Raw genomic sequence first — 21,894 nt, 5'->3', positions numbered from 1 at the left:
TCCAAGGAATTGATTATGACAACCACCAACCCGTTACTCGAAAATCACGAATTGCCGCCGTTTGAACAGTTTAAGCCGGAGCAAATTGAGCCAGCTATAAACAGCCTAATCAAAGACGCCAAAGCTCAAATTGAGCAACTGACGAAAAATGCCGATCATGCCACTTGGGCCAACACCATTGACCCAATTGACCAGCAAAGTCGCTTACTGGATAACGCATGGGCGGTGTTTAGCCACCTTAACAATGTTGCAGATACGCCAGAGTTGCGAGAGGCCTACGGTAAAGCACTTGCGCAGGTCACTGAGTTCTCGACTTGGATAGGCCAGCATGAGGGTTTGTTTAAAGCCTATCAGAGCATAAATGACAGCGATGCCTTCGCGCAGTTAAGCCAAGCGCAACAAGAAAGCATCAATCAAGCGTTATTGGATTTCCGTTTAAGCGGTATCGACTTACCTAAAGAGCAGCAAGAGCAGTTTGCGACCTTAAAAGGCGAACTTGCAGCGCTAAGCCAGAAGTTTTCTGAGCAGTTACTAGATGCGACCCAATCTTGGTCTAAGCACATCACCAACGAAGATGATTTAATCGGTCTACCAGAAACCGCCAAAGCAACGCTGGCGCAATACGCTAAGCAAAAAGATAAAGACGGCTGGTTAATTACTCTCGAAATGCCATCGGTATTGCCAGTACTTACTTACGCCGATAACCGCGCGCTGCGCGAAGAGTTGTACCGCGCCAACGTCAGCAAAGCTTCAGATCAAGGTCCCGATGCTGGCAAGTTCGATAACGGCCCGGTCATGACGCAAATTTTAGAGAAGAAGCAACAAGTTGCCGAGCTATTAGGTTACCGCAACTATGCTGAAGTTTCTTTGGCAACCAAAATGGCCGACTCGCCAGAAAGCGTTATTGTGTTTTTAAATGAGTTAGCCGAGAAAGCTTACCCGCAAGCACAAAAAGAATTTGCCGAACTCGCTGAATTCGCAAAAGAGACCTTAGGCATAAACGACTTACAACCTTGGGATGTCGGTTACGCCTCTGAAAAATTAAAGCAACAGCGCTACTCTGTCTCGCAAGAAGAGCTTCGCCCTTACTTCCCCGCGCAAAAGGCGTTAGTTGGCTTGTTCGAAACGGCGACTCGGTTGTTTAATGTCACCTTTGAGCCAGCAGAAGATTATGAAACCTATCACCCTGACGTAAAGCTCCACAACGTTTATGAAAATGGCCAGCTGATTGCACGTTTCTATTTAGATTTATACGCGCGTGAAGGTAAACGTGGCGGTGCCTGGATGGACGATTGCCGTGTACGCATGCAAACTGGTGAGGAACTGCAACTACCTGTCGCTTATTTAACCTGCAACTTCACGCCACCAGTAGATGGTAAGCCTTCGTTGCTCACTCACGATGAACTCACTACCCTATTCCATGAGTTTGGTCATGGCCTACACCACATGCTCACCCGTATAGATGTTAAAGCCGTCAGTGGTATCAATGGTGTCGCATGGGATGCGGTAGAGCTACCTAGTCAGTTTATGGAAAACTGGTGCTGGGAAGAAGAAGCCTTAGCGTTTATTTCAGGTCACGTTACAACCGGAGAGCCACTGCCAAAAGAATTGCTCGATAAACTCTTAGCCGCGAAAAATTTTCAAAGTGCAATGGCGAACGTTCGTCAGTTAGAATTTAGCTTATTTGATATGCAACTGCACATGCGCAGCAATGGTTTCTCTGCGCAAGACATTCAAGATGTTTTAAATAATGTACGTGAAAAGGTATCCGTGGTCCCTGCGATTACTGAGAATAAATTCCAAAATGGTTTTGGTCATATTTTCGGGGGTGGTTATGCAGCGGGCTATTATAGCTACAAGTGGGCTGAAGTATTAAGTGCCGATGCCTTTAGTAAGTTTGAAGAAGACGGTATTTTCAACGAGCAAACGGGTTTGGCATTCCGTAATATTGTACTGGCCAATGGCGGATCAAAACCTGCTGGCGAGCTGTTCGAAGAGTTCCGTGGCCGAGCACCTAAGGTTGATGCTTTATTACGCCACAATGGCATTGCCGCATAGAACCTTGTAAGGTTTTAAACGAGAAAAGCCCGCTTAAAAGCGGGCTTTTTAGTTGATTGCTTACGACAATCATTTGGTAAATAAATCAGATAGGAATATCTATCTCGAAGTATTTGTTCATTAATGTAGTATAAATTCTAATACTTTTCAAATCAGGCCGAGAGCATTTCTTGTTTCTTGCTGATATTAAATTCAACGAAATTACTTTAAAGCAACCGATTCAGAGTCAATAGCTGGTTCATCAGTTGGTTGTTTCAGTTCTATTCGAGGTTCTCGAGTCACCATGATCGAACCTAAAATTAACACCGCTCCACCCACGGCTTGCTGCCAAGTCAGTGGAATATCTAACAGCAACCAGTTGATCATTACTGCCGCCACTGGGAAAAACAATTCACCAATGGTGCCATAGCGTGCCGGAATGCGTTTTAAGCCCTGATAGTAAAGCCACATACCCAATAAACCCGACATAGCGACCATTAAAGATAGCTTTGGCAAAGAGCCTGCACTGAGCAAGAAGTTCTCTTGATAAATCACCATTAAAAACAGCAATGTTATAAACCCTAGGGAAAAACGACCACTCATGATTTGATGACTTTTATAGCCCAGTAAAGTGAGTTTACGACCAAATACCGTACTACTGCCCCAAACAAAAACAGCAACCAATGCTGAGCCTGTCGCCAGTGCTATATTTTTCAAGGCTGGGTCATAGAACCATTGACTGGTTTGTAATAATGCCTTGATATCGGGGGCAATCATAAGTATTGAACCGCTTAAACTGACCAACGCCCAAAGTGCAAAGCGCTTACGTAGCGGTTCACCCAGAATGAAAGCCGCCATACTGATGGCCACCACCGGCTGCAGTTTTTGCAGCAAAATGACTAACGTTGGGTTCATCATGGTGAAGGCTTTGGTAAACGCCAGAGTACCTAATGCTGAACCAAGCACACCGATAAACAAAAAGGGAATAACGGCTTCTTTTTTAAACGGAAACTTAGTACGACGATTCAATAACAAAATACCGGCCAGTACAATAACCAGCAATAAATGCTCGTAGAATACAATTTGCAGTGTCGAGTTTGTTTCAAGTAGAGGATAACGAATTAACGTATCGGCAGCCCACAATGTAGCGGCTAGCATGATTAACAGAATACCTGTCACGTTGTATTTCCTTTATGGAGTGTTAACGTAAACAGGGCATAGAAAAGCAAAAAGCACACACTTGCCACGCACTAAAAAACAGCACGCAGGCAAAGCCTGAACCTTAGCAACTTCTCTTTATCCGGACTCTAACCGTCGGCTCTGGAGTTACACCAGATCTGCTTGACCTTACTTGGAGAAGTAAGCGCTCGTGGGCTTTGGCCTCAACCATTTACCACCGGTGGGGAATTTCGCCCCGCCCTGAAGTTGTGCACTTAGAGTGCGAAACACACAATACGGATTTTCTAACAAATGGCAAATTAAAACGACTGTTTTAATTAAAAACTTAGAGTTTAAATTCGATCGGCGGTAGGTCATTTGTATTATCTTCAGCTGCTTCAACGGGTACAGGGCTAGAATGACGGCCAGCAACAGCCTCTTGCACCACCTTTACATTTTGCGTTCCAAACACAGCTTTACCAGTGAGTCGAGTTTCTGCTCCAACTTCAGATTCAGGCTTTGGTGCTGGTGCTGGTGCAATAGCTTTCAATTTATCGACCAAAAGTGCGCACTTATTGACGGCTGTTGACTGGTTGAGCTCTTTTAAGGCGCTCACTAATAATTCATAGGCGGGTACAATATTGACGTACTTTAGGTCATCAACATGCAGGCCATTGATCATCAAGTAAACCGCTTTAAAATCACCTTGTTGATCACAGCTTTGCGCTAACCGATAGCGTAGCTCTGAAGATTGTGGTTTAAACTTAGGTACGACAAAGGCCAAACGGCGATACTGAGAATAAAGCCGGTCTAACTGCTGAGCTTTAGCCAATCGCATGAAGTAGGTTTCAGCAAAAGTTGTTAACGCTTTACTTTGTTTAAGCATTAAAAGTAAATCAAAGTATTTTTCAGAAAATTGTTTTTCATCTGGAAAGTTTGTCGCACCTTCCTTAAGCAAATCTAAACAGCGTGCGTATTCACCTTCTTTTAGCAGCGCGTTAATTCTTGCTGTCAGGTTATCTTGTGCGCTGCGTTGGTTATCGTAACCGCTGATGTTGTTCGTCGACGAAAAACCTAATCTGTCTTGGTATTGATACAACATGTAACCCATTAAATGAAACATCACCACGGTATAGTAGTTAGTTACAATCGATTGCAATACTGTTGAGACCGCTGCAAAGTCATTGCCGATAATAGATGAAATAAGCGCCACCGATGACGACATCACCATGATAAAGCCCAACAAAACCAAGTAGGGAAAGCCAACTCGAAACATCAAAGTAACAAACATTAAAGGGTTTAACGCCTGTAAAATACTGCCACTGTGCGCAAAGGTAATTAAGATAGCCGGCAAGCCAACAACAAATAAAATGGCCAGTAAATTAACCGCTAGCGACCCTAACTGAATAGCCGTAAGAAAAAGCAACACCACCATTAAAATGATCATCAAGATCATCTTAAACGATAGCCCCAAACCACCGACTAACGCATCGATCGCCGTTGGTGGTTCAAAGTCACCTTCTGAAGAAGTGGTCATCGCCATAAAACTGTAGTTGAGCATTGCGCCATAGAGCGCCAGCGTAATAATCAACAGTGTTAACCCACCAAACGGCAAGCTAGATACCACTGCCATCCCAACAGAGACACCAATGATCATCATTAAGGCTTCGCTGTTAACCGGGTATTTAAATGCATCTTCTATGCGACGCCAAAATGGCGCTACGTTATCGCTGTTTGCTACAGACTCTAAATAGCCACCGCACCTTATACAATGTGGGTCACCGTGAGCTGAAGTATCGTCAACACAAGTTGCACAGGTTGATTGCTCACACACATCGCAGTGAAAAGAAGTCGGCACTAAAGGGTGGTACTTACAGGTTTCCATGGGCACCCTCCTTGGCGATAGCCTGATAACGTTCTTTATACAAAGATAAATTTTGCTGGTCTTTGGTTTGAACGAAATACTCTAATAGATTCTTAGTTAGAACATTTAGATCAGCTGGTTTTTTCGATAACACAAAGAGCTTATCGTGTATCGACTTTGAAGCTCTTGCATCACCTCGGGTGACAAGTTTCAGCCCAACACGAACTAGTTCATCGGGTGTGAGTGTTGAAAAGCGATCACCAGACTCCAACCAGACATCCCCTACTCGCTTCTTTTCTGCATCAATGAGTGGCGCCATACTTAATAGCTCATTTAGTTCTTTAGTAAAGCTTTTGTTGCGCAGAACTCGATTTAAATTGTAACGGATCATGGCAAGTTCAAAATCTAAAGACTCTGAGTCGATTAGTTGATTTACTTGAGTTAAGGCAGATTCGAATCGCAAGGCCTCAATGGCTGCGTATATTTTCGAAAGTGCTTTTTGTCGTAGTGTGAAATCTTGGTCTTCTTCAATGTACTCATTATTAAGTATCGTTGGTGTTAAAAATAAAGAAATACCAATTAAGATTGCGCCCGCAACAAAACCACCGGCATGCGCCATAAAAGCTACATTTGAATCAATTGCGGTCATGTAAGAATAGATTTCTTTGCCAATATAGAACGGCAAAATAAGCAATGCGGGCGCTCGAAAGTAGCCAACAAAAAAGAATATCCAGTAAAAAAACTCAATTTTTCGCAAGCGAAATACGGCCAAATACATTGCCATGACGCCCGATATTGCACCCGAGGCCCCTACAAGGGGTACGCCGCTATCTAAGTGAGTGACCACTTGAGCTAAGCCGGCAAACACTCCGCCAATTAAGTAAAACAGCAAGAAGCGTAAATGCCCTATAGCGGCTTCAACCGCGTAGCCAAATATAAACAGGAACACCATGTTACCCACTAGGTGACTGACACTGCCGTGTAAGAATTGGTGGGTAAATAAATCGCCAATGGAGACATCATTAGAAACTAGGCCATGAGCAAATGAGCTAATTGATTCGAATTTTTCTTGAATTTCTTTACGCTGATTACGCCAACCATTGTAAAAACTGGCTTCAAATTCAGTTTTAGCCCGTCGCTCTAAATAAGTGTTAAACTCAGAATGCATGAGTATCATGGCAACGACATTTTGATAATATTCTTCGTAGTACGATTCTTGTACACGCTCTAAGGTGCTGGAATCTTGCTCATTTTCTAAGTATTCAATAAATATTGGATATTCTTTATCGAGATAGTCGAGCTCTAAGTATCGCTCAATCGCTTGGCCGGCACGTTCGTTGTCGTCGATCTGATAAGTAAAATAGACCAAGGTATTGAGTAGTATTAGTGCAATGAGAATAAACGGTGCACGTGATATGTCTAACCGTTTTTCGGTGGGGAAAATGAGCATGCTAAGTTGTTTCCTTACAATCAAGCCGCAAGGTTAACAAACTTTCAAATGAAATTCATAGAATCGTTTTATCTATGTTGATAATAAGGCAGCGAACGAGTCTGCACAGATCTTTGAACCGTTCGCGCCTTACTTACAGAAGAGAAGGCGCCGTCTAAAACTGATAGTTAACCGTAAACACCAGTCTATCTCTATCGTCAGCCCCATTAAGTAATACAAATTCACCCTCGACATAATCAATGTATTGTAACCCAGTGCTTACTTGGTCATTCACATCATATTCAATGCCTAAGCCCTGAATACGACCTGCATCACCACTAATATCGAAGCCAATAAACTGCCCTTTTACGGTAAGGGTTTCACGTAAAAAGGTTTTAGACACCAGTATCATCCACTGAGCACTTTGTTGCTCGGCTTGCATTAAATTTAACGAGTCGTAATCAAGAATAGTGTTGTACTGCAACTCTGCAAACACTCGACCAAGACTGCTGTTATTATAATCAAAGCCAACCACTGATTTGAGTTTTGAATAGTCGACCATTGTGCCGGGCGCACTTGACATACTCTCGTGTTTAGCCTGAGCCACTAGACCCTGTGTGATGCCTGCTTCAGCTTTAAGCAATATGCTGCCCAAAACATAACTTGCGGCAACGTTTGCGGACTGAGTGCGGGCGAATTCAGTACCTACTGGTTGCAGCCCTCCAGGACTGGCTTGCATTTCAATGGCTGGCACATGTTCAAGCTGGGTATTGGCATTTAATTGCCAGTCGAGTGCCCCCGCAACACCTGAGACGGAGACAAAAGCACTCATGTTTTCAACCGCCAGCTTCTCTTCTTGAATATTCATTGCTGAAATAGGCGTTACAAAGTCTGTACCGGCTATGCCAGCCACATTCATTTTATGTTGATGGATAACACCGGTTTTAAGTCGAACATGACCAATTGAACCGGTGGCCATGCTGGTCCATGCGGGAATCAGCGCATCGTCTATTTCGGTAACCCCAGGAATTGACATATCTTGTGCGTATAGGTTATTCGCAATCGACAAAGCATCGGCCAAGCCGAAAGTTACGGTTTGAATGCCGCTACTGTATTGCCAGTTGCCGCTACGACCGGTTGCGATTAATTCGTTAACGGCTAGGGAATATTGACGATTTTCAATATCTTCGTCGCTCCAGTTTTCTTCAGAGCGCAGCCAGAAAATAGCATCGGTGCTTAGCTTTAAGTCTGCTTGCACCGTAAACCAATCATTTGCGACATAGCTAAGTTTGGGTTGATAATAACCCTGCGCACTGCTTGTGCTTGAATAGCGTTGCTCGATGGCATTAGCTTCATTGCTATTAATATTAGCAATCAACCGCGAGCCTACTTCATGAGTGATTGAAAAGTTACTGGCTTCGCTTGAAGCTGGGATTTCGACTTCAACATCACTGAATGCATCTTCATTAAATAAGTCGTCAAATTCATCGGCTTGTGCTTGATTATAGGCTGAGACAGACCACACCAATAGCGTCACAGTGACTGCGGGCAACAATTTTAGCGGTTTCATATGGGTCTCCAATGCTATAAGCCTTGTTCTAATCGATTCAGCGTAAAGTCATTTTGGTTAACATCAACATTCACTTCTATGTTTGAAGTTTTCATTAAAGTTCGGTGCGTTGTGGTACCATTTTTTTGCGAAATCATTTGTACTTCTGTGTTAATCCAATAGCCGTCGAACTCTTTCGATTCGGCAACGTTGAGCAATTTAATTTCGCCATTTTTTTCTAAGTAGTTTATGCCACGTATTGGCTGAAAGTTGTCTTGACGAACATAGGCAATGGTTCTGACGTAACCTGACTTTTCTATAACGGCGTTACTAATCGGTACAGATTCAACAATCCATACTTTAATTCCGTTAACCTCGTCTTCTTTGATTAATGTATAAGTCCACTCTTCTAGGTTTCGCTTCGACATGTCGGCGTAAGAAAAATCACTGCCCATAAAGCTACCCGTCTTATCGGAGCTCGCTATTCGCTTGGCTTTATTTAGAGAAGGTAAAAACATCCACTGGTCATCGTCCTTGCTGGCTGCATCGTAATCCATCATTAAAAAGCCTGTACCTTTGACATCGGAAGGTTCCAAGAAAAACATTAATGATGCGTCATAATCGCCCAAGTCGGCTTTAATAGACTGCATTGAACGAACGCGCTGTTTACCTTTGCTATCGACCAGCACCATGGTCATGTTTGACTTAAGCGACGTTGGTGCTTCATTAGCATCGACTCTCGCCATAATTTCATCGGCCGTCATGGCAAAGGCTGGCATCACTGAGAACGCTAAAATTGTTGCGATCAGTTTTTTCATCTTCATATCCTCATTTAAAATGTTAAATTAACTAACGGCTGCGTCGTGGTTACGGTAGTACCAACGCAACAAGTATGGCGTTAGAGTGAAGTTTGAGATCATCGCTAAAACAAACGAGGTTCCGCATAAAAACCCAAGGTTGAAAATACTGCTGACTTCACTGAATAAAAATACATAGAAGCCAATCGACAGCACAACACAGGTTGTAAATAACGCCTGGCCTGCACCAGAGAACGCATCATCCATCGCAGCACGTAAGTTATGTCCTTTTTCGAGTCCGCGCCTAAAGTGATGCGTAAAGTGAACGGTGTTATCCACAGCGATTCCGATAGCTATTGTCGCAACTAAAATCGTAAGCATGTCTAACTCAATACCCATTGGGTACATTAGTCCCATGACCACTAAAATTGGAGCGATATTGGGAATCATCGCAATTAAACCTAAGCGTGCTGAGCTTAAAAGAATCATCATCATGATCGCGATAACAACCGCTGCAATGATATAACTAAAAGCTGCTGAGTAAATTAGTGCGACCATAGTCCCGGCAAGCAGAGCCATCATTCCGGTTACTGTCACATCTGCAGCACCTTCGAATAACTCATCCCCACGCTCTTGCAGTTCTATCACGAAATCTTGATAAAACATTAGATCACTCCAAGGCAACACCAAGGTCATTCTTGCTTTTTGGAAATCAGAATCCACCAGCTGATATAGTTGATCAGCGGCGCTGTTTTCAAATAGAAATATTTCTTCATTAAGTAAAGCTTGGCTATCAGGCAATGCGTAAAACTCCGTGCCGCCGCCTTGCAACGCTCGGTTAGACTCTTTGATAACATCGATAATAGAGTTAACGCCCTTAACTTCGACGTTGCCTTTTGAATAAGCCTCTAGTTCTTCTTGCCATGCGCCCATTCTCTTTAGAAAGGCAATATCTTTGGCGCCGTTAACAACTCCGGTATCAAACACAATATCCATAGTCATGGTGCCGCTTAGTTCATCGTCTATAATTTGTGTTGACTTCACTATGTCTAAGTCAGCAGGCATCCAATTCAGCGGATCGTGGGAGAACTGCAACTTGACGACTTGCGTTAAAGCAAGCAACCCAGCAACAAGCCATATCAAGGCAATTTTTCCGCCATGCCGCCAAGAAAATGCGGCCAAACTCTCGATGAGTTTCGAAAAAGCAGTCTGACTATTCGTGTTTTTGGGTTGCTTTAATGGCAAAACCATAATTAACGCAGGAATCACCGTCACGGTAAGTAAAAATGCAATCATCACGCCCAACCCAGCATAAATGCCTAGATTTCTAATAGGCACAACCTCAGCAATAGATAGCGACATTAAGCCCCCTGCTGTGGTTAGTGAGGTCAACAGCATAGGAATAGAGGTATTTTGCACGGCAACATGCATGGCCGTTTTACGCTCTTCACCCAGTTGAATTCGTTGATAAAAATGCGTTAACAAATGCACCGCATCGCCGATGGTTACTGCCAATAGGAAGGTTGGTAATAACACTAACGGTATCTGAATTTTATTACCCGCTAACACATATATTCCCATCGTCAGCAACAAGCCAGCCATCACAGCAATTATCGGGGCAACCACGGCGCTTAACTGTCTAAAAAACAGCAATAGGGTCAAGATGATGAGCGCTAATGTGATTTGCAAAAAGAAAACCATCTCATCTTTCATGGTGCCCTCTAATTGCACGTTCATCGCTGGCATGCCTGCCATTATGGGTTCTAACTGAGGATAGTCGGCCATTATCACTTCAATATCCGCGATCATATCCATGAGTTGAAATTGAGTTACAAACGGCACTGCTTCTTCAACTGTGCTCGCTGTATTTACATCTGCTGAGAACGCATCGGTGGAAAACGCATCATCAGAAAAGGCATCGTCAAAGTTATCAGTAGCAAATGGATCGGCATTTGCACTACTGCCATAATCGTATGTCGCTGGCTCAACCATCACCAATGTCATGGTGCGCGCTTCATTAACTAAAATGCTACTCGCCATGGTGCTTTCTTGTATGCGTTGCTCAATTTGGGCAAGGTCGGCTTCGTTTTCGGGGGTTTTTTCTATCAGGTCCAATACCAAAAGGCTGTCTTCTGTTCCTTTTTGATAAGGCGCATTGACTATTGAGGTTACGTCGTTGGCATAACGCACTTCTGTTTCTAGCCGGCTGTGTAATTCTTGTAAGTCTGTTATAAATTGTGTCGACAGTACATCGCCACGAAGCCCAAGCATCACAATATCATTGCGTCCGAAGGCCTCTTTTACCAGGTTATAATCAATTCGTACGGGTGACGTTTCTGAGACAAAGTTTTCCATCTCTGGATCAAACTCAACATTACGCAAGTTCTGGCTGAAACCGATAAATACCACTAAGAAAAGTAGCAATGAAAGCTTAGGCTTATTAATAATCGCCAGGCTAAGGTTGGCTATCTTATTTTCTAGCCAATTTTTCCATGAGGTCATAACTACTTCTCCAGATTAAAATAGGTTGCGAATAACTTGGCATTAAAGTGGGCGAGATCACGATAAAACGCCTCATTAAAAACACCGGGATCTAGGTCATTCATTGGTTTTTCTAGCAGTTTTGGCCCCAATAACAGGGATTGAAATGAAACCCGAACGACCATGGTTATTTCTTCACGGCTGGAATTCACAATAACGTTACCGAAGTACTCTTCTGCCAAAGCAAGCGTCGGTCTGATCAAGGTTTCTAGCATCCACTCGCGCATTTCACTTTGCTCAAAGATCAGGGTGCGAAACACCAACATGGCTAGCTCGGCGGGCATACTTCGATAGAAATTCAGCAAAATATCCTCTAGGGAGGACTCCTTCGGGATGACACCAATATTAGCTTTTAGCTCCGAGGTCACTTGAGCAACGTAAGAAGCCATCATCTCGCGAAATAAACCGCTTTTAGAGCCAAAATAATAGGCGATCATGGCTGAATTCACCTTGGCTCTATCGGCAATTCTACGAATAGAGATATTGCTATAGGCATTTTTAAGAAACAGTTCACGAGCCGATTCTAACAAGGCGGCTCGGGTGCTGTCGGACGGTGTTTGAGCTGAATCCATCGAATACTCAACTTTATTAATCGTTTGATTAGTAGATTAGTCAGCAATACCACAATTACCTAATGCTTTCGTTCATCGAAATCAATCGTTTGATTAATACCAGATACAGACCTGAAATCGACCGTAGTTTTGGTCACAAAATCGTCTATACTCAATGATTCAGTCGTTAGCAACGCTATGCAAATAGGTTTATTCGAAGATGTCTCAAGCAATACCGCCCACCTCAGAGCGCTTGGAAAAAGCATGGATCTCTATGATCCAAGCCCCTCGTGCGACATTAAAGCAACTCGATACCCTCATTGCTGAGCTCGATGAATCTGATCCGGGCTATGATATGGCCCTATTTTACCGTGGTAATTGTCTAATATTTACAGCAGACTATCGTGCCGCGATCAGCCAACTTAAAACCGCTTTGCAGCGTGCCGTAAAAGTCAACGATGAATCTCAAGTACGAAGGGTCAATAATGCGCTAGGTATGGCTTACAAAAGCACAGGCGAATATGGCAAAGCGTTGCAAGCACTCGAAACCTCTATTGAGCTATCTAAAGCACAGCATTACAACTACGGTCAATTAGCTGCTCAGCTCAACCTTGCCGATCTGTATTACGATGCACAAGACTATGTCATGTGTGAACAAAACATAAATGAGGTTATGGGGCTAGATCATTCCGATTGCGATGACGAGTCCATTGCCGAGCTGTATTTACAGCAAGCCAAAATATTCCTATTGCATTTAGACTTTGAAAGCGCCGAACACTCAATCAAAAATACACTCAAACTTGCTTACCAGCTTAACTACATTCACTTAACCATGACTGCGTTGGTCCTCAAAGGTCGGCTGTATCGCCTTAAAGGAGACTTGGCCGATGCTGTCACCATTTTAGAGAAAGTAATAAGCGACCCTAACTTTGAACTCGAAGGTTCCATGGGGTTAAGCGCTTACGTCGAACTGGCAAAGGCGCTCTTTAGCCAACAAAACCAGCCAAAAGCCTTATCTATCATCAATGATGCATTGAGAATCAATAGTCATCATAGCGACCCTTCTGCCTTACGCTTACAAGTGTATGAGTTAGCCGCGACCTGTTATCAAGAATCGGGCAACCTAGAGTTGGCGAATCGATATTTGCGTTTAACCATAGAAATGGAGCGTTCGGTTGTCAACCAACGCAATAAGAAAGCACTTGAACTGGGTAAAGCGCGACTGCAACGTGAAAACCAAATGATTAAGCAAGAGATCATTAAAAAAGAAAACGCCTACTTAAAAAGTGCGAGAAGCCAGTTAGAAGTGATAAACAAAATTGCTATCGAAATTGCAGAAACGCTCAATGTCAATGCGCTCGGAGATCGGTTATATTCATTACTTAGCGAATATTTAGATGCACACTTCATTGCCCTTTCAGAAAATGATCCTGAGCAATCACGGGTAGTTTTCCGGGCGATTATAGATGATGGCCACCCGCAAAAGCTCTACTCTATTCGGTACGATGAAGAAGGCAGTAAAACCATCGAAGCGGTATTAACACATCAAACAATCTCACTGGATGGTCTCAACCCAAAACGCAAACAAGTCGGCGATAGCGGCTTACAACCGCATTCGCAACTTTTTTTACCTTTGTTAAATAAAAATGATGTCATTGGTGTATTATCTATTCAGAGCGCCATTCCAAACCGATTTAAAGGCGACGAATATAAATTGGTCCTCGCCATCACTCCCTTTATTTCACTTGCCTTTAGTAACGCGCTAAGCCATGAAAAGCTTCAAAAACTCAATAGAATTTTGGTTAACGACAAAAAGGAGATCATCGAAGCCCAAGAAAAAATTGAATTTCTTGCCTTACATGACCCTCTCACAGAATTGCCTAATCGCCGTGCCTTGAGCCAATACTTGGACACTGCAATCGCCAATTTAGATGCCAATAAACCCTTCGCTTTAGCCTATATTGATTTAGACAAATTCAAACCGGTGAATGATTTATATGGACATCAAGTTGGTGATTTAGTATTGCAAATAGTTGCAGAGCGAATTAATAGTGTACTACGAAGTTCTGATTTTTGTGCTCGTGTTGGTGGTGATGAGTTTGTTTTGGTTATCGACCATATAGAAGATAGGTCACAACTAGTAAACATGTGTAAACGCATACTCATAAGCATTGAAACGCCCATCAGTGTTGAACAGCACCTGGTAAATTTGTCAGCAAGTATTGGTGTTGTTGAATACGAAAAACATGGACTCAATTTAGATGCCTTAATTCAGCAAGCAGATCGGGCAATGTACCAAGTTAAACAAGGCAGACAAGGTGGTGTGCTCTTAGCACCGTAGTAATAATGTTGATACTAAAATAATAGGTAATGTATGAATAAAATAATATTAGCGATTGTATTCGTTCTTTTTTGCTCAGTCTCTTTGCAGGCACAAGCTGTTCAGAAGTTTCCAAATATAATTAACGCGACCTATACCGTCACTGGCAATATCTATCGTTTCGATGTAACAATTTCATCTGAATACGACTCTGCGCAACGCTATGCCGATGCTTTTCGTATTTTAGATGAAGACGGCGTAGTTTACGGCATAAGAGAACTGGCACATGACCACGCTAATGAGCAACCCTTTACTCGATCACTTTCTGGCGTTAATATCCCCGACCCTATTAATACCTTGATTATCGAGGGTCGTGATCAAAAGTACGGTTGGGGCGGTGAGACGTTCTTAATTAAACTGATAGATAATTAACGACTAATTCTATTCATTTAGTGCTTTTTCATGAATGGAGATGATTGTTTTACTCGATACTGATTTCGCAAAATGAGTTTTCTGTATTGTTTGATATTCAGGGTCTGAAAAAAACGATTCCATGATGTCTATGCTTGGAAAGTCTATCGTAAACACTCTGTTAATATCGCCTTCGGTTTTTGAGATAAGCACCTCAGATACTTTAAAGTCGTAACCAAACGAACCTCCGTAAGTGTGCAAAATAGGCACCATACCTTCGCGATAGCGTTGGTACTCTTCATCATCTGTTACAAACAAACCCATTATTCGTTCTACTGCCATACTCTACTCCTTGCGCCAATATGTGCTGTATTCGTTATTTTAATCAAGCTTAGCTTTGTTACCGGCCAAAAAACCGGAATCTAATTCAGGAATATAATTTATTTTAGTCGCATCACTATATTGGGCAATGACTTGAAATGTTTCTGTTAGATAGACCATTAGACTACAATGAAGCCCAAGCGACTCATGACGATAAATGGCAACCATGTTTTCTGGCTTGCTATTTTTATTATAAATATCGGTCAATTGTATGGCTATTTCATCTAGTGCCATTGCCGCCATCATGGCGTCACCTAAATCTATTTTATACCAATCACTCATTAAATCACCTCCTGAAGTAAAGCTTAGTTACGCCCCCAGAAGTGGTAGATGTTTTAATTCATGATAGCGTAATGCCATTGTTAAACAGCCACGTAGTTCCTGAGTAGGTAGCGGCTGGTCAATTGGAATGACAATTTCTCTATTACCGACAAACTGAAAAGCAGAACCATAAATCTCTTTAGAGATTTCTACCAAGGTAGTCTTGCAGTTAAAGAATATAGACACTGCATTTGGATGTTTGGCTTTCCAATCCATTCGTATCGGGCTGCCTTTCTTTGACGCAAAACTCGGCTCACCCCACTTTAAGGATTCGGTAATTGAACCCAGGCTTTCTTCGTCTGCGATGTCTAGAATCATGTCTCTAATTTGCAATAAATAACGGCGTGCAGGTTCTGGGTAGGTTTCAAGTAATGACTGTATATCTTTATCCATTAGATTTTCCTTGCTTTATATTAGAAAACCCTTATATTGAAGAAATATAACTACTAGGGTGATTTTATGTTCGGTTTTCTTAAAAAACTATTTCAAGACGATACCACAGAATTAACAGCTGCAATAAGCCAAGGCGGTACCATTATTGATGTTCGCTCTGCAGCGGAATTCAGTGGCGGCTCAGCTCCAGGTGCCATCAATTACCCGCATGACACCATAGGCAAGCACGCTAAAAAAATTGCCAAGATGCCACAACCTATCATTCTATGCTGCGCCTCAGGCATGCGTTCAGGCGTTGCACTGGGCACACTAAAAAGCGCAGGCATTACCAACGCAATCAATGGCAAAACCCATGGTCGTGTAGCCCAAGCCGCCGCTAAAAAGTAAGCACTCTTTTACGCTCCACCTCACCAGGTAGGAGCCCGCGGAGACGCGAGTTTTTACCCCCGCACCACTTCACGCCTAGCCGCCCAATTACCTCAGCACCTCAAGGTAGGAGCGTTCGGAGCCTGCGGAGACGCGATTGTTTACCTCCCTGTAAGCTAAGCCTCGCCATCCATGGCTCGAATTCCCGATCAAGGGTAATTGGGCACCTAGGCTAACTTCTGTGGTTTTTTGATCTTTTAGACCCGAAGCCCGCAGCAAAAAAAATGTAAACAAAATCCTGATAATGCTAAGTTAATTAAACCTAAAAGGAGTTTTTATGAAACCACGCATTAGCATGATCACTTTAGGCGTTGATGATTTGACGCGCGCTATTAATTTTTATCAGCACGGTTTGGGGTTTCCGCGTCATGGCGAGGGGGAAGAGGCCAATGTCGCTTTCTTCAATTTGGACGGTACTTGGTTGAGTTTGTATGGTCGACAAGCACTGGCTGAAGATGCTCAAGTTGCGTTTGAGCCTGCGGCCTTTAACTCTTGTTCAATGTCACACAACCTCGCTACTGAAGCCGATGTTGATGAGGTGTTTCAACAAGCGCTTGATGCCGGTGCCACACTGGTTAAAATGCCTGAAAAGGTATTCTGGGGTGGTTATAGCGGTTATTTTAAAGACCCTGATGGCCACTTGTGGGAAATTGCATTCAATCCGTTTAATTGGATAGGACCTGAAGATAAGCCCTAAAAAATAAAGGCCCACGATATAAATAATATGGGCCTTGCCTGCTAAGTAGTGGGCTACTTATATTTGCCTTTATTTAAACCTCGCCAGTGAATTCGCCACGTGCTGGGTAATTATTTTTTATCACAAAATCCAAAGCACCGACTAACTCGGCAAAGTTTGGTCGAATAAACGGCATCGTTTGAATGGAAGAGAAGTACAAGCTTTGATCTGGGCCTATTAAGAACAAACCCGGCTCAGAAAATAAAGCAGGCTCTTCGATGCCTAACGATGTTTTACCGCGTGAAGTCGAGATAAACAAACCCCATTCTTTTGCCACCGGCAATGGTAAATCATAAGCAAACTGAAGCGTATCCGAGCCAATTTTATCGGCCATGGTTCGAGCGCGATGCTCCGGGTCACTGCTCACTGCAATCACATTAACACCACGCTCATTCAATGCTGGTAATTGTGCAGCAAGCTCAATTAAGTACTTGGCACAGATAGGGCAATGCAAGCCGCGGTAGAAAACCACAAGCGTGCCACGCTCGCCACTGGCGGTAGATAAATTAAAATCTGGGCCAGATAAGGTAGGCAGGATTAAGTTTGGCGTTTTCAGACGTGGAATTAGCATTTGAATTACCTCAGTTATGTGTTTAGTCACACCACTTTAATGTACAATTAGCTATAGTTTATACTTATTTAATGATGGATCGTACTTAATGCACCTTGATCGCCTCAGTACTTTGTTTCAACACGCAGAATTCAACGTCATAAGCAGCACGGCGACAGAGCTGGCTCCAGCCTTAGATATACGTGAAATAGATGCCGACTCTATCAAGGTAACCTACCTACGACATACTCAAAGCCAAGCACTCTCACCCGCGGCAGTTAAACTCGATTTCGGTGGACCACAAAGCGCACTCTATCAAGCTATCCCTGAAACCCTAACCATGACCCTCACGCACAATAGCAGCGCATGGGCCATGGCGCATACCGTGCTATTAGAAACCAACGCACCTCGCTGCGGTAGCCCTGTCATGCTCAATCGACTTATCGAAGTCTTACTAATTTACCTGCTTAGAGACGCCATAGAACACGGCACTCAAATGCCCGGAATGCTACTTGGCTTAGCCGATGACCACTTAAAATTCGCACTCGTCGCGGTACACGATTCACCCGGCCACCCTTGGACCGTTGATGAACTCGCCAGAATCAGCGGTGTTTCAAGAACCCTATTTTACAAACGATTCAACGAACTCGTCGGCTGCTCACCTCTTCACTATTTACGCCAATGGCGCATGACTCTCGCACGCGGTTATTTAATCAAAGGCAAACGCATCACCAGCGTAGCGCGCGATATGGGGTATCGATCAAATGAAGGTTTTTCCCGGGCATTCCATCAGCATTTTGGGGTTTGGCCGAGTGAGTGTAGGTAGAGATTGGTTTTTGGCTGCTGGCTTCGGGCTGCGTGTTAAAAACTAAAACCCGGCACCTTGGTTAGCACCTAGACTCGCAATTACCTTTGATCGGGTATCTGAGGCGTGGATGCCGAAGCTTAGCTTACAGGGATGTACTTGCAGCGACCGAGCAAGGGTGATTGGGAGGCTAGGGGCGGTTTTTGGCTGCGGGCTTCGGGCTACGGGTTCAAAAAACTAAAAATCGGTACCGTGGTTAGCACCTAGACTCGCAATTACCCTTGATCGGGTATCTGAGGCATGGATGCCGAAGCTTAGCTTACAGGGATGTACTCGCAGCGACCGAGCAAGGGTGATTGGGAGGCTGGGGGCGGTTTTTGGTTTCGAGCTGCGGGCTGCGTGTTAAAAGCTAAAAGCCGGCTCTTTGTGGTTGCCGGCTTTTAAAATTTCTACCTGACTATGGCAGTGGGAAGCCATCTGCGGCTACCCAAATTTCGAACCAGGTTTGACGATCAATTTCGATATCTAGTGCGCCCGCTAAGCCTTTAATACGGGATAAATTATTGGTGCCTGCTACTGGTAAAATATTTGCTGGGTGAGCTAGGAGCCATGCGATAGCGACTAAGTCTATGCGAGTATTTTGCTCTTTAGCAACACGTTCAAGGACAGGGCGAACTCGAACCGCGGCGGCGCTATCGCCGAACAATTCACCACCGGCTAACGGCGACCAAGCCATGATCCGAAGATCATCATTTAGCAGGGCAGAAACATCACCATTGGTGAATGAATTTTTTGCCATTACGTTCATTTCAATTTGGTTTAGCACTAACTTGTGCTGCATATTTTTTTGCAACCAACGCCAATCTTCAGGACGAAAATTTGAAACACCTACTGATTTTACCTTACCCGAATCGATCAGTTTATCTAGCACTGCACCGGTTTTTTCGGCATCCATCATCGGATCAGGGCGGTGCAATAACAACGTATCAACCATTTCAGTTTGCAGCAAACTTAACGACTGATTCACACTGCTTTCAATATAAGCCGGAGTTGTATCATAAAAACCGACACGGCGATCAGGAAACTTATCTGTCTTCATGCAGATATCTGTTTTGGTAACAATTTCCATCTGATCACGTAGCGATTTATCTTCAGCCAACGCCAAACCAAACAGCTTTTCACATTCATGATTGCCATAAATATCAGCATGATCAAACGTAGTAATCCCCTCCGCCAGCGCGGCATCTATTTTCGCTCTAACGTGTTTAATGCTTGTATCTGCATCATCTGCAATACGCCAAGCGCCATAAACCAAGCGGCTAAAGCTGACATCAGAGTTTGGTAAAGAAATACGTTTCATATTAAAAGCCCAATTATTTATAAACTAACCGACACTTTAAACTCCTGCTATTCAATAGCAATATCAAAGCCGACAAAACCTCGCACTTTAGTCCGACACCGACCCGGTTATCTACCTTAAAATCTGTTAAACTGCCCCAAACCCAAATGAGTAAGCACGTTGCTTTATATATCCAATCACGTCGTCATCCCCGACGACGAAATAGACCTAAGCGCCATTCGCGCCCAAGGTGCCGGCGGCCAGAACGTCAACAAGGTGAGCAGTGCAATCCACTTACGCTTCAACATACACGCATCCTCACTGCCTTATTTTTACAAAGAGCGATTGTTAGCGCACAAAGACAGCCGCATCACCGCCGATGGCACCATCATCATCAAAGCCCAAACCCATCGAACCCAAGAAAAAAACCGAAACGACGCTCTAGAGCGTCTAAAAACACTCATCTTAGAAGCCACCGTCATCCAAAAAACCCGCAGACCCACCAAACCAACCCGGAACTCGCAAAAGCGACGTATGGATAAAAAGACTAAACACAGTAAGACGAAAGCGTTGCGTGGGAGAGTTAAGGGGGATTAAGGCGCCCAGCCAGTATACTCAGACATATCGTATATGTAGTATTGGAATAGGTTTCAGGAGTCAAATACTTATCCCTCGCTATGCTCAGCGAGCAGCTCTGCAATCGTAGGGGCTTGTGATAATTTCCAGCCTGAAGGAAATTTAATCTCATCAAAGAATGCAATAGCGTTTTTAGAGCCTTTTTCATCTGATCGGTAGCTCAGTATGGCTAACTCATCTAAAATATTCATTTCTCTTTCACTACTGATAGCTTGGCTGGAATTTTTAAGAATCCCCCAACCTGTATCCCATGCCATAAGTTCAACTTTTCTTAGTGCATAAAGGTCACGTACTATATTTCCTTTAATAAACGAAAGGCCATTAAGGTTAAAAATCCCGAACTTACTCGGACCTTCCTTTTGCTCTCTGCAAAGCCTCCAAGCCTCCCCTGCATAAATAAATTCACTTTTAGGTACATCATATCTATCGAATTTTAAATCAAGTATATCTGAATGCACATCATCTAATTGCGCGTCAACCATTACCCAACGTTGATCAGCTTCTTGCCAGTACTCGCATATCCAATGATCTTCAAACCTATCAGGCGTTAAGTATTTCGAAAAACCACATCTAATCCTTGCTGGAATATCTTTTTCTCTAAAAATGGAACATAGCAACAATGAGAAGTCTCTGCATACACCAACCACTCTGTCTTGAGGCCGATGTATTTCAGTTATAGTAGCCCCTGCTTTGGACTCAGATGTTATCAAAATTTCATTTGCATATCGTATTTGCATTTCGGTTAATCGAGTATGGTTATCAATTTCGACACCATAGTGCTCAAGCCAATACGAATGAATCAAGTTATTTTGGACAAAGCTACAGATAGCTTCAACATTTTTTGGTATGTCTTGAATGACATCAACAAAGTCATTCACACTACTATAAGCGCTGTGTGATCGATAAAAATATAAATCCATTAATCGTCCTTAACAGAGCAGTATCTGGTTACGCAATACGTTCCAAAAGTATGGAACTCTCTTCACTTTCTAAAACAGTAAAGCCATTGTTCAAATAAAAACACAATGCTCGCTTATTCACATGAAAACACCTCAACCTTAATCGCTTATCAGGCTGAAGGTTTTGAATTAGGTGGAGCGCCTCCCTTCCTAAAGCCTCACCCTGAAAGCGTGGGTCAAGAACAATCATATTCAAGTAAGTGTCATTTTCATTTAACTCATACTGTACGTAACCGATTTTACTTTCTTTATAAATCACAAAGGAGGTATTTAATTCAAAAAATCGACTGTTAAACTCATTTGCTTGCCACTCTATTTCCCAGCTCCAAATTTTTTCGATATATGGCCTCATCGCAGGAACAAACATGTCCCATACTTCAGCCTTATCTTCCTCATTTGCGGGTAGTAATCTTACTTGCATAATTCCCTAAACATAACAGATAACTATTCGGCTGACGCCAATGCTGTAGCGTCATATATGTAATTTCGGTCATCGTGGCACTTAGCGCTTTTTCTGTCAATTGGGAGATTGAAAGGTGGTTATTGGCTGCGAGCTGCGGGTTAAAACCAAAAAAAAACGCCACCGGCGCAGTATCTGTTGGTAGCTGAGGCTAGACGTTGTGGTTAGCTGTCGCGTCTTCGCTTTGCTTCGAAGGCTCCTACGGGGTTTTTTACCAACAAATGCCGCGTT

21 protein-coding genes and 1 riboswitch are annotated in these 21,894 nt (G+C 43.3%); of the genes, 7 read left to right on the top strand and 14 right to left on the bottom strand.

Annotated elements, in window-relative coordinates:
• Positions 1-15: 15 nt before the first annotated feature.
• Positions 16-2,058: a M3 family metallopeptidase gene (locus tag ACI882_RS02595; RefSeq protein WP_411744314.1), complete on the top strand. Its 2,043-nt coding sequence runs from the start codon at positions 16-18 to the stop codon at positions 2,056-2,058.
• A 201-nt stretch (positions 2,059-2,259) separates the two neighbouring features.
• On the opposite strand, the gene ACI882_RS02590 is transcribed toward ACI882_RS02595, so the two are convergent.
• The 7 genes from ACI882_RS02590 to ACI882_RS02560 form a co-directional block, all read right to left on the bottom strand.
• Positions 2,260-3,216, bottom strand: a complete 957-nt coding sequence (locus tag ACI882_RS02590; RefSeq protein ID WP_411744313.1) for a DMT family transporter — start codon at positions 3,214-3,216, stop codon at positions 2,260-2,262.
• 104 nt (positions 3,217-3,320) lie between these two features.
• Positions 3,321-3,468, bottom strand: a riboswitch (FMN riboswitch).
• A gap of 73 nt (positions 3,469-3,541) precedes the next feature.
• Positions 3,542-5,080, bottom strand: a complete 1,539-nt coding sequence (locus ACI882_RS02585) for a B-box zinc finger protein (RefSeq protein WP_411744312.1) — start codon at positions 5,078-5,080, stop codon at positions 3,542-3,544.
• Positions 5,067-6,509 (bottom strand): rhomboid family intramembrane serine protease, encoded by a 1,443-nt coding sequence (locus ACI882_RS02580; protein ID WP_411744311.1) that lies wholly within the window; start codon positions 6,507-6,509, stop codon positions 5,067-5,069. Before ACI882_RS02580 ends, ACI882_RS02585 begins: the two co-directional genes overlap by 14 nt.
• A 154-nt stretch (positions 6,510-6,663) precedes the next feature.
• Complete coding sequence (locus ACI882_RS02575; protein ID WP_411744310.1) at positions 6,664-8,058, bottom strand: hypothetical protein; 1,395 nt, start codon at positions 8,056-8,058, stop codon at positions 6,664-6,666.
• A 14-nt stretch (positions 8,059-8,072) separates the two neighbouring features.
• Entirely contained in the window at positions 8,073-8,855 is a 783-nt protein-coding gene (locus ACI882_RS02570; RefSeq protein ID WP_411744309.1) for an outer membrane lipoprotein-sorting protein, read from the bottom strand.
• Positions 8,856-8,882: 27 nt separating this feature from the next.
• Positions 8,883-11,336 carry an efflux RND transporter permease subunit gene (locus ACI882_RS02565; protein WP_411744308.1) on the bottom strand — a complete coding sequence of 818 codons (2,454 nt, stop codon included), beginning with the start codon at positions 11,334-11,336 and terminating at the stop codon, positions 8,883-8,885.
• A 2-nt stretch (positions 11,337-11,338) separates the two neighbouring features.
• Entirely contained in the window at positions 11,339-11,947 is a 609-nt protein-coding gene (locus ACI882_RS02560) for a TetR/AcrR family transcriptional regulator (protein WP_411744307.1), read from the bottom strand.
• Between the two features lie 199 nt (positions 11,948-12,146).
• On the opposite strand from ACI882_RS02560, the gene ACI882_RS02555 reads away from it, so the two are divergent.
• Both ACI882_RS02555 and ACI882_RS02550 read left to right on the top strand, forming a co-directional pair.
• On the top strand, positions 12,147-14,267 hold the full coding sequence (locus ACI882_RS02555) for a diguanylate cyclase domain-containing protein (protein WP_411744306.1): 2,121 nt from the start codon (positions 12,147-12,149) through the stop codon (positions 14,265-14,267).
• 33 nt (positions 14,268-14,300) lie between these two features.
• Positions 14,301-14,678 carry a hypothetical protein gene (locus ACI882_RS02550; protein ID WP_411746624.1) on the top strand — a complete coding sequence of 126 codons (378 nt, stop codon included), beginning with the start codon at positions 14,301-14,303 and terminating at the stop codon, positions 14,676-14,678.
• A 9-nt stretch (positions 14,679-14,687) separates the two neighbouring features.
• On the opposite strand, the gene ACI882_RS02545 is transcribed toward ACI882_RS02550, so the two are convergent.
• The 3 genes from ACI882_RS02545 to ACI882_RS02535 are packed head-to-tail and all read right to left on the bottom strand — an operon-like array spanning position 14,688 to position 15,752.
• On the bottom strand, positions 14,688-14,999 hold the full coding sequence (locus ACI882_RS02545; protein ID WP_411746623.1) for a DUF1330 domain-containing protein: 312 nt from the start codon (positions 14,997-14,999) through the stop codon (positions 14,688-14,690).
• A gap of 39 nt (positions 15,000-15,038) precedes the next feature.
• A complete protein-coding gene (locus ACI882_RS02540) occupies positions 15,039-15,320 on the bottom strand; it encodes a hypothetical protein (RefSeq protein WP_411746622.1) in 282 nt (93 codons plus the stop codon).
• Positions 15,321-15,347: 27 nt separating this feature from the next.
• Positions 15,348-15,752, bottom strand: a complete 405-nt coding sequence (locus ACI882_RS02535; protein WP_411746621.1) for a DUF1801 domain-containing protein — start codon at positions 15,750-15,752, stop codon at positions 15,348-15,350.
• A 66-nt stretch (positions 15,753-15,818) separates the two neighbouring features.
• Between ACI882_RS02535 and ACI882_RS02530 the strand changes: the two genes are divergently transcribed.
• Both ACI882_RS02530 and ACI882_RS02525 read left to right on the top strand, forming a co-directional pair.
• On the top strand, positions 15,819-16,139 hold the full coding sequence (locus ACI882_RS02530; protein ID WP_411746741.1) for a rhodanese-like domain-containing protein: 321 nt from the start codon (positions 15,819-15,821) through the stop codon (positions 16,137-16,139).
• A gap of 316 nt (positions 16,140-16,455) precedes the next feature.
• The gene (locus ACI882_RS02525; protein WP_411743841.1) at positions 16,456-16,875 is read left to right on the top strand and encodes a VOC family protein; all 420 of its coding nucleotides are present in this window, start codon (positions 16,456-16,458) and stop codon (positions 16,873-16,875) included.
• Positions 16,876-16,948: 73 nt separating this feature from the next.
• Here ACI882_RS02525 and ACI882_RS02520 read toward each other — a convergent pair whose 3' ends face one another.
• Positions 16,949-17,485 (bottom strand): peroxiredoxin-like family protein, encoded by a 537-nt coding sequence (locus tag ACI882_RS02520; RefSeq protein WP_411743842.1) that lies wholly within the window; start codon positions 17,483-17,485, stop codon positions 16,949-16,951.
• A gap of 88 nt (positions 17,486-17,573) precedes the next feature.
• Here ACI882_RS02520 and ACI882_RS02515 point away from each other — a divergent pair, with 88 nt between their 5' ends.
• The gene (locus ACI882_RS02515; protein WP_411743843.1) at positions 17,574-18,290 is read left to right on the top strand and encodes an AraC family transcriptional regulator; all 717 of its coding nucleotides are present in this window, start codon (positions 17,574-17,576) and stop codon (positions 18,288-18,290) included.
• Between the two features lie 436 nt (positions 18,291-18,726).
• Here ACI882_RS02515 and ACI882_RS02510 read toward each other — a convergent pair whose 3' ends face one another.
• Positions 18,727-19,629 carry an aldo/keto reductase family oxidoreductase gene (locus tag ACI882_RS02510; RefSeq protein ID WP_411743844.1) on the bottom strand — a complete coding sequence of 301 codons (903 nt, stop codon included), beginning with the start codon at positions 19,627-19,629 and terminating at the stop codon, positions 18,727-18,729.
• A gap of 159 nt (positions 19,630-19,788) precedes the next feature.
• Between ACI882_RS02510 and arfB the strand changes: the two genes are divergently transcribed.
• Positions 19,789-20,205, top strand: a complete 417-nt coding sequence (arfB, locus tag ACI882_RS02505) for an alternative ribosome rescue aminoacyl-tRNA hydrolase ArfB (RefSeq protein WP_411743845.1) — start codon at positions 19,789-19,791, stop codon at positions 20,203-20,205.
• 68 nt (positions 20,206-20,273) lie between these two features.
• Here arfB and ACI882_RS02500 read toward each other — a convergent pair whose 3' ends face one another.
• Positions 20,274-21,164, bottom strand: coding sequence for a transglutaminase domain-containing protein (locus ACI882_RS02500; protein ID WP_411743846.1), 891 nt, complete (start codon positions 21,162-21,164; stop codon positions 20,274-20,276).
• 28 nt (positions 21,165-21,192) lie between these two features.
• The gene (locus ACI882_RS02495; RefSeq protein WP_411743847.1) at positions 21,193-21,624 is read right to left on the bottom strand and encodes a GNAT family N-acetyltransferase; all 432 of its coding nucleotides are present in this window, start codon (positions 21,622-21,624) and stop codon (positions 21,193-21,195) included.
• Positions 21,625-21,894: the final 270 nt, after the last annotated feature.

This window comes from Reinekea sp. (assembly GCF_046710285.1).
In the GTDB taxonomy this organism is placed as follows: domain Bacteria; phylum Pseudomonadota; class Gammaproteobacteria; order Pseudomonadales; family Natronospirillaceae; genus Reinekea.
This window is presented reverse-complemented; position numbering and strand designations above follow the sequence as displayed.

What these genes read in the sequence shown, in the direction of transcription:
- ACI882_RS02595 (WP_411744314.1), top strand. Translation starts at nt 16, where the DNA reads ATGACAACCACCAACCCGTTACTCGAAAATCACGAATTGCCGCCGTTT.
- ACI882_RS02585 (WP_411744312.1), bottom strand. Translation starts at nt 5,080, where the DNA reads ATGGAAACCTGTAAGTACCACCCTTTAGTGCCGACTTCTTTTCACTGC.
- ACI882_RS02580 (WP_411744311.1), bottom strand. Translation starts at nt 6,509, where the DNA reads ATGCTCATTTTCCCCACCGAAAAACGGTTAGACATATCACGTGCACCG.
- ACI882_RS02575 (WP_411744310.1), bottom strand. Translation starts at nt 8,058, where the DNA reads ATGAAACCGCTAAAATTGTTGCCCGCAGTCACTGTGACGCTATTGGTG.
- ACI882_RS02570 (WP_411744309.1), bottom strand. Translation starts at nt 8,855, where the DNA reads ATGAAAAAACTGATCGCAACAATTTTAGCGTTCTCAGTGATGCCAGCC.
- ACI882_RS02565 (WP_411744308.1), bottom strand. Translation starts at nt 11,336, where the DNA reads ATGACCTCATGGAAAAATTGGCTAGAAAATAAGATAGCCAACCTTAGC.
- ACI882_RS02560 (WP_411744307.1), bottom strand. Translation starts at nt 11,947, where the DNA reads ATGGATTCAGCTCAAACACCGTCCGACAGCACCCGAGCCGCCTTGTTA.
- ACI882_RS02555 (WP_411744306.1), top strand. Translation starts at nt 12,147, where the DNA reads ATGTCTCAAGCAATACCGCCCACCTCAGAGCGCTTGGAAAAAGCATGG.
- ACI882_RS02550 (WP_411746624.1), top strand. Translation starts at nt 14,301, where the DNA reads ATGAATAAAATAATATTAGCGATTGTATTCGTTCTTTTTTGCTCAGTC.
- ACI882_RS02545 (WP_411746623.1), bottom strand. Translation starts at nt 14,999, where the DNA reads ATGGCAGTAGAACGAATAATGGGTTTGTTTGTAACAGATGATGAAGAG.
- ACI882_RS02540 (WP_411746622.1), bottom strand. Translation starts at nt 15,320, where the DNA reads ATGAGTGATTGGTATAAAATAGATTTAGGTGACGCCATGATGGCGGCA.
- ACI882_RS02535 (WP_411746621.1), bottom strand. Translation starts at nt 15,752, where the DNA reads ATGGATAAAGATATACAGTCATTACTTGAAACCTACCCAGAACCTGCA.
- ACI882_RS02530 (WP_411746741.1), top strand. Translation starts at nt 15,819, where the DNA reads ATGTTCGGTTTTCTTAAAAAACTATTTCAAGACGATACCACAGAATTA.
- ACI882_RS02525 (WP_411743841.1), top strand. Translation starts at nt 16,456, where the DNA reads ATGAAACCACGCATTAGCATGATCACTTTAGGCGTTGATGATTTGACG.
- ACI882_RS02520 (WP_411743842.1), bottom strand. Translation starts at nt 17,485, where the DNA reads ATGCTAATTCCACGTCTGAAAACGCCAAACTTAATCCTGCCTACCTTA.
- ACI882_RS02515 (WP_411743843.1), top strand. Translation starts at nt 17,574, where the DNA reads ATGCACCTTGATCGCCTCAGTACTTTGTTTCAACACGCAGAATTCAAC.
- ACI882_RS02510 (WP_411743844.1), bottom strand. Translation starts at nt 19,629, where the DNA reads ATGAAACGTATTTCTTTACCAAACTCTGATGTCAGCTTTAGCCGCTTG.
- ACI882_RS02500 (WP_411743846.1), bottom strand. Translation starts at nt 21,164, where the DNA reads ATGGATTTATATTTTTATCGATCACACAGCGCTTATAGTAGTGTGAAT.
- ACI882_RS02495 (WP_411743847.1), bottom strand. Translation starts at nt 21,624, where the DNA reads ATGCAAGTAAGATTACTACCCGCAAATGAGGAAGATAAGGCTGAAGTA.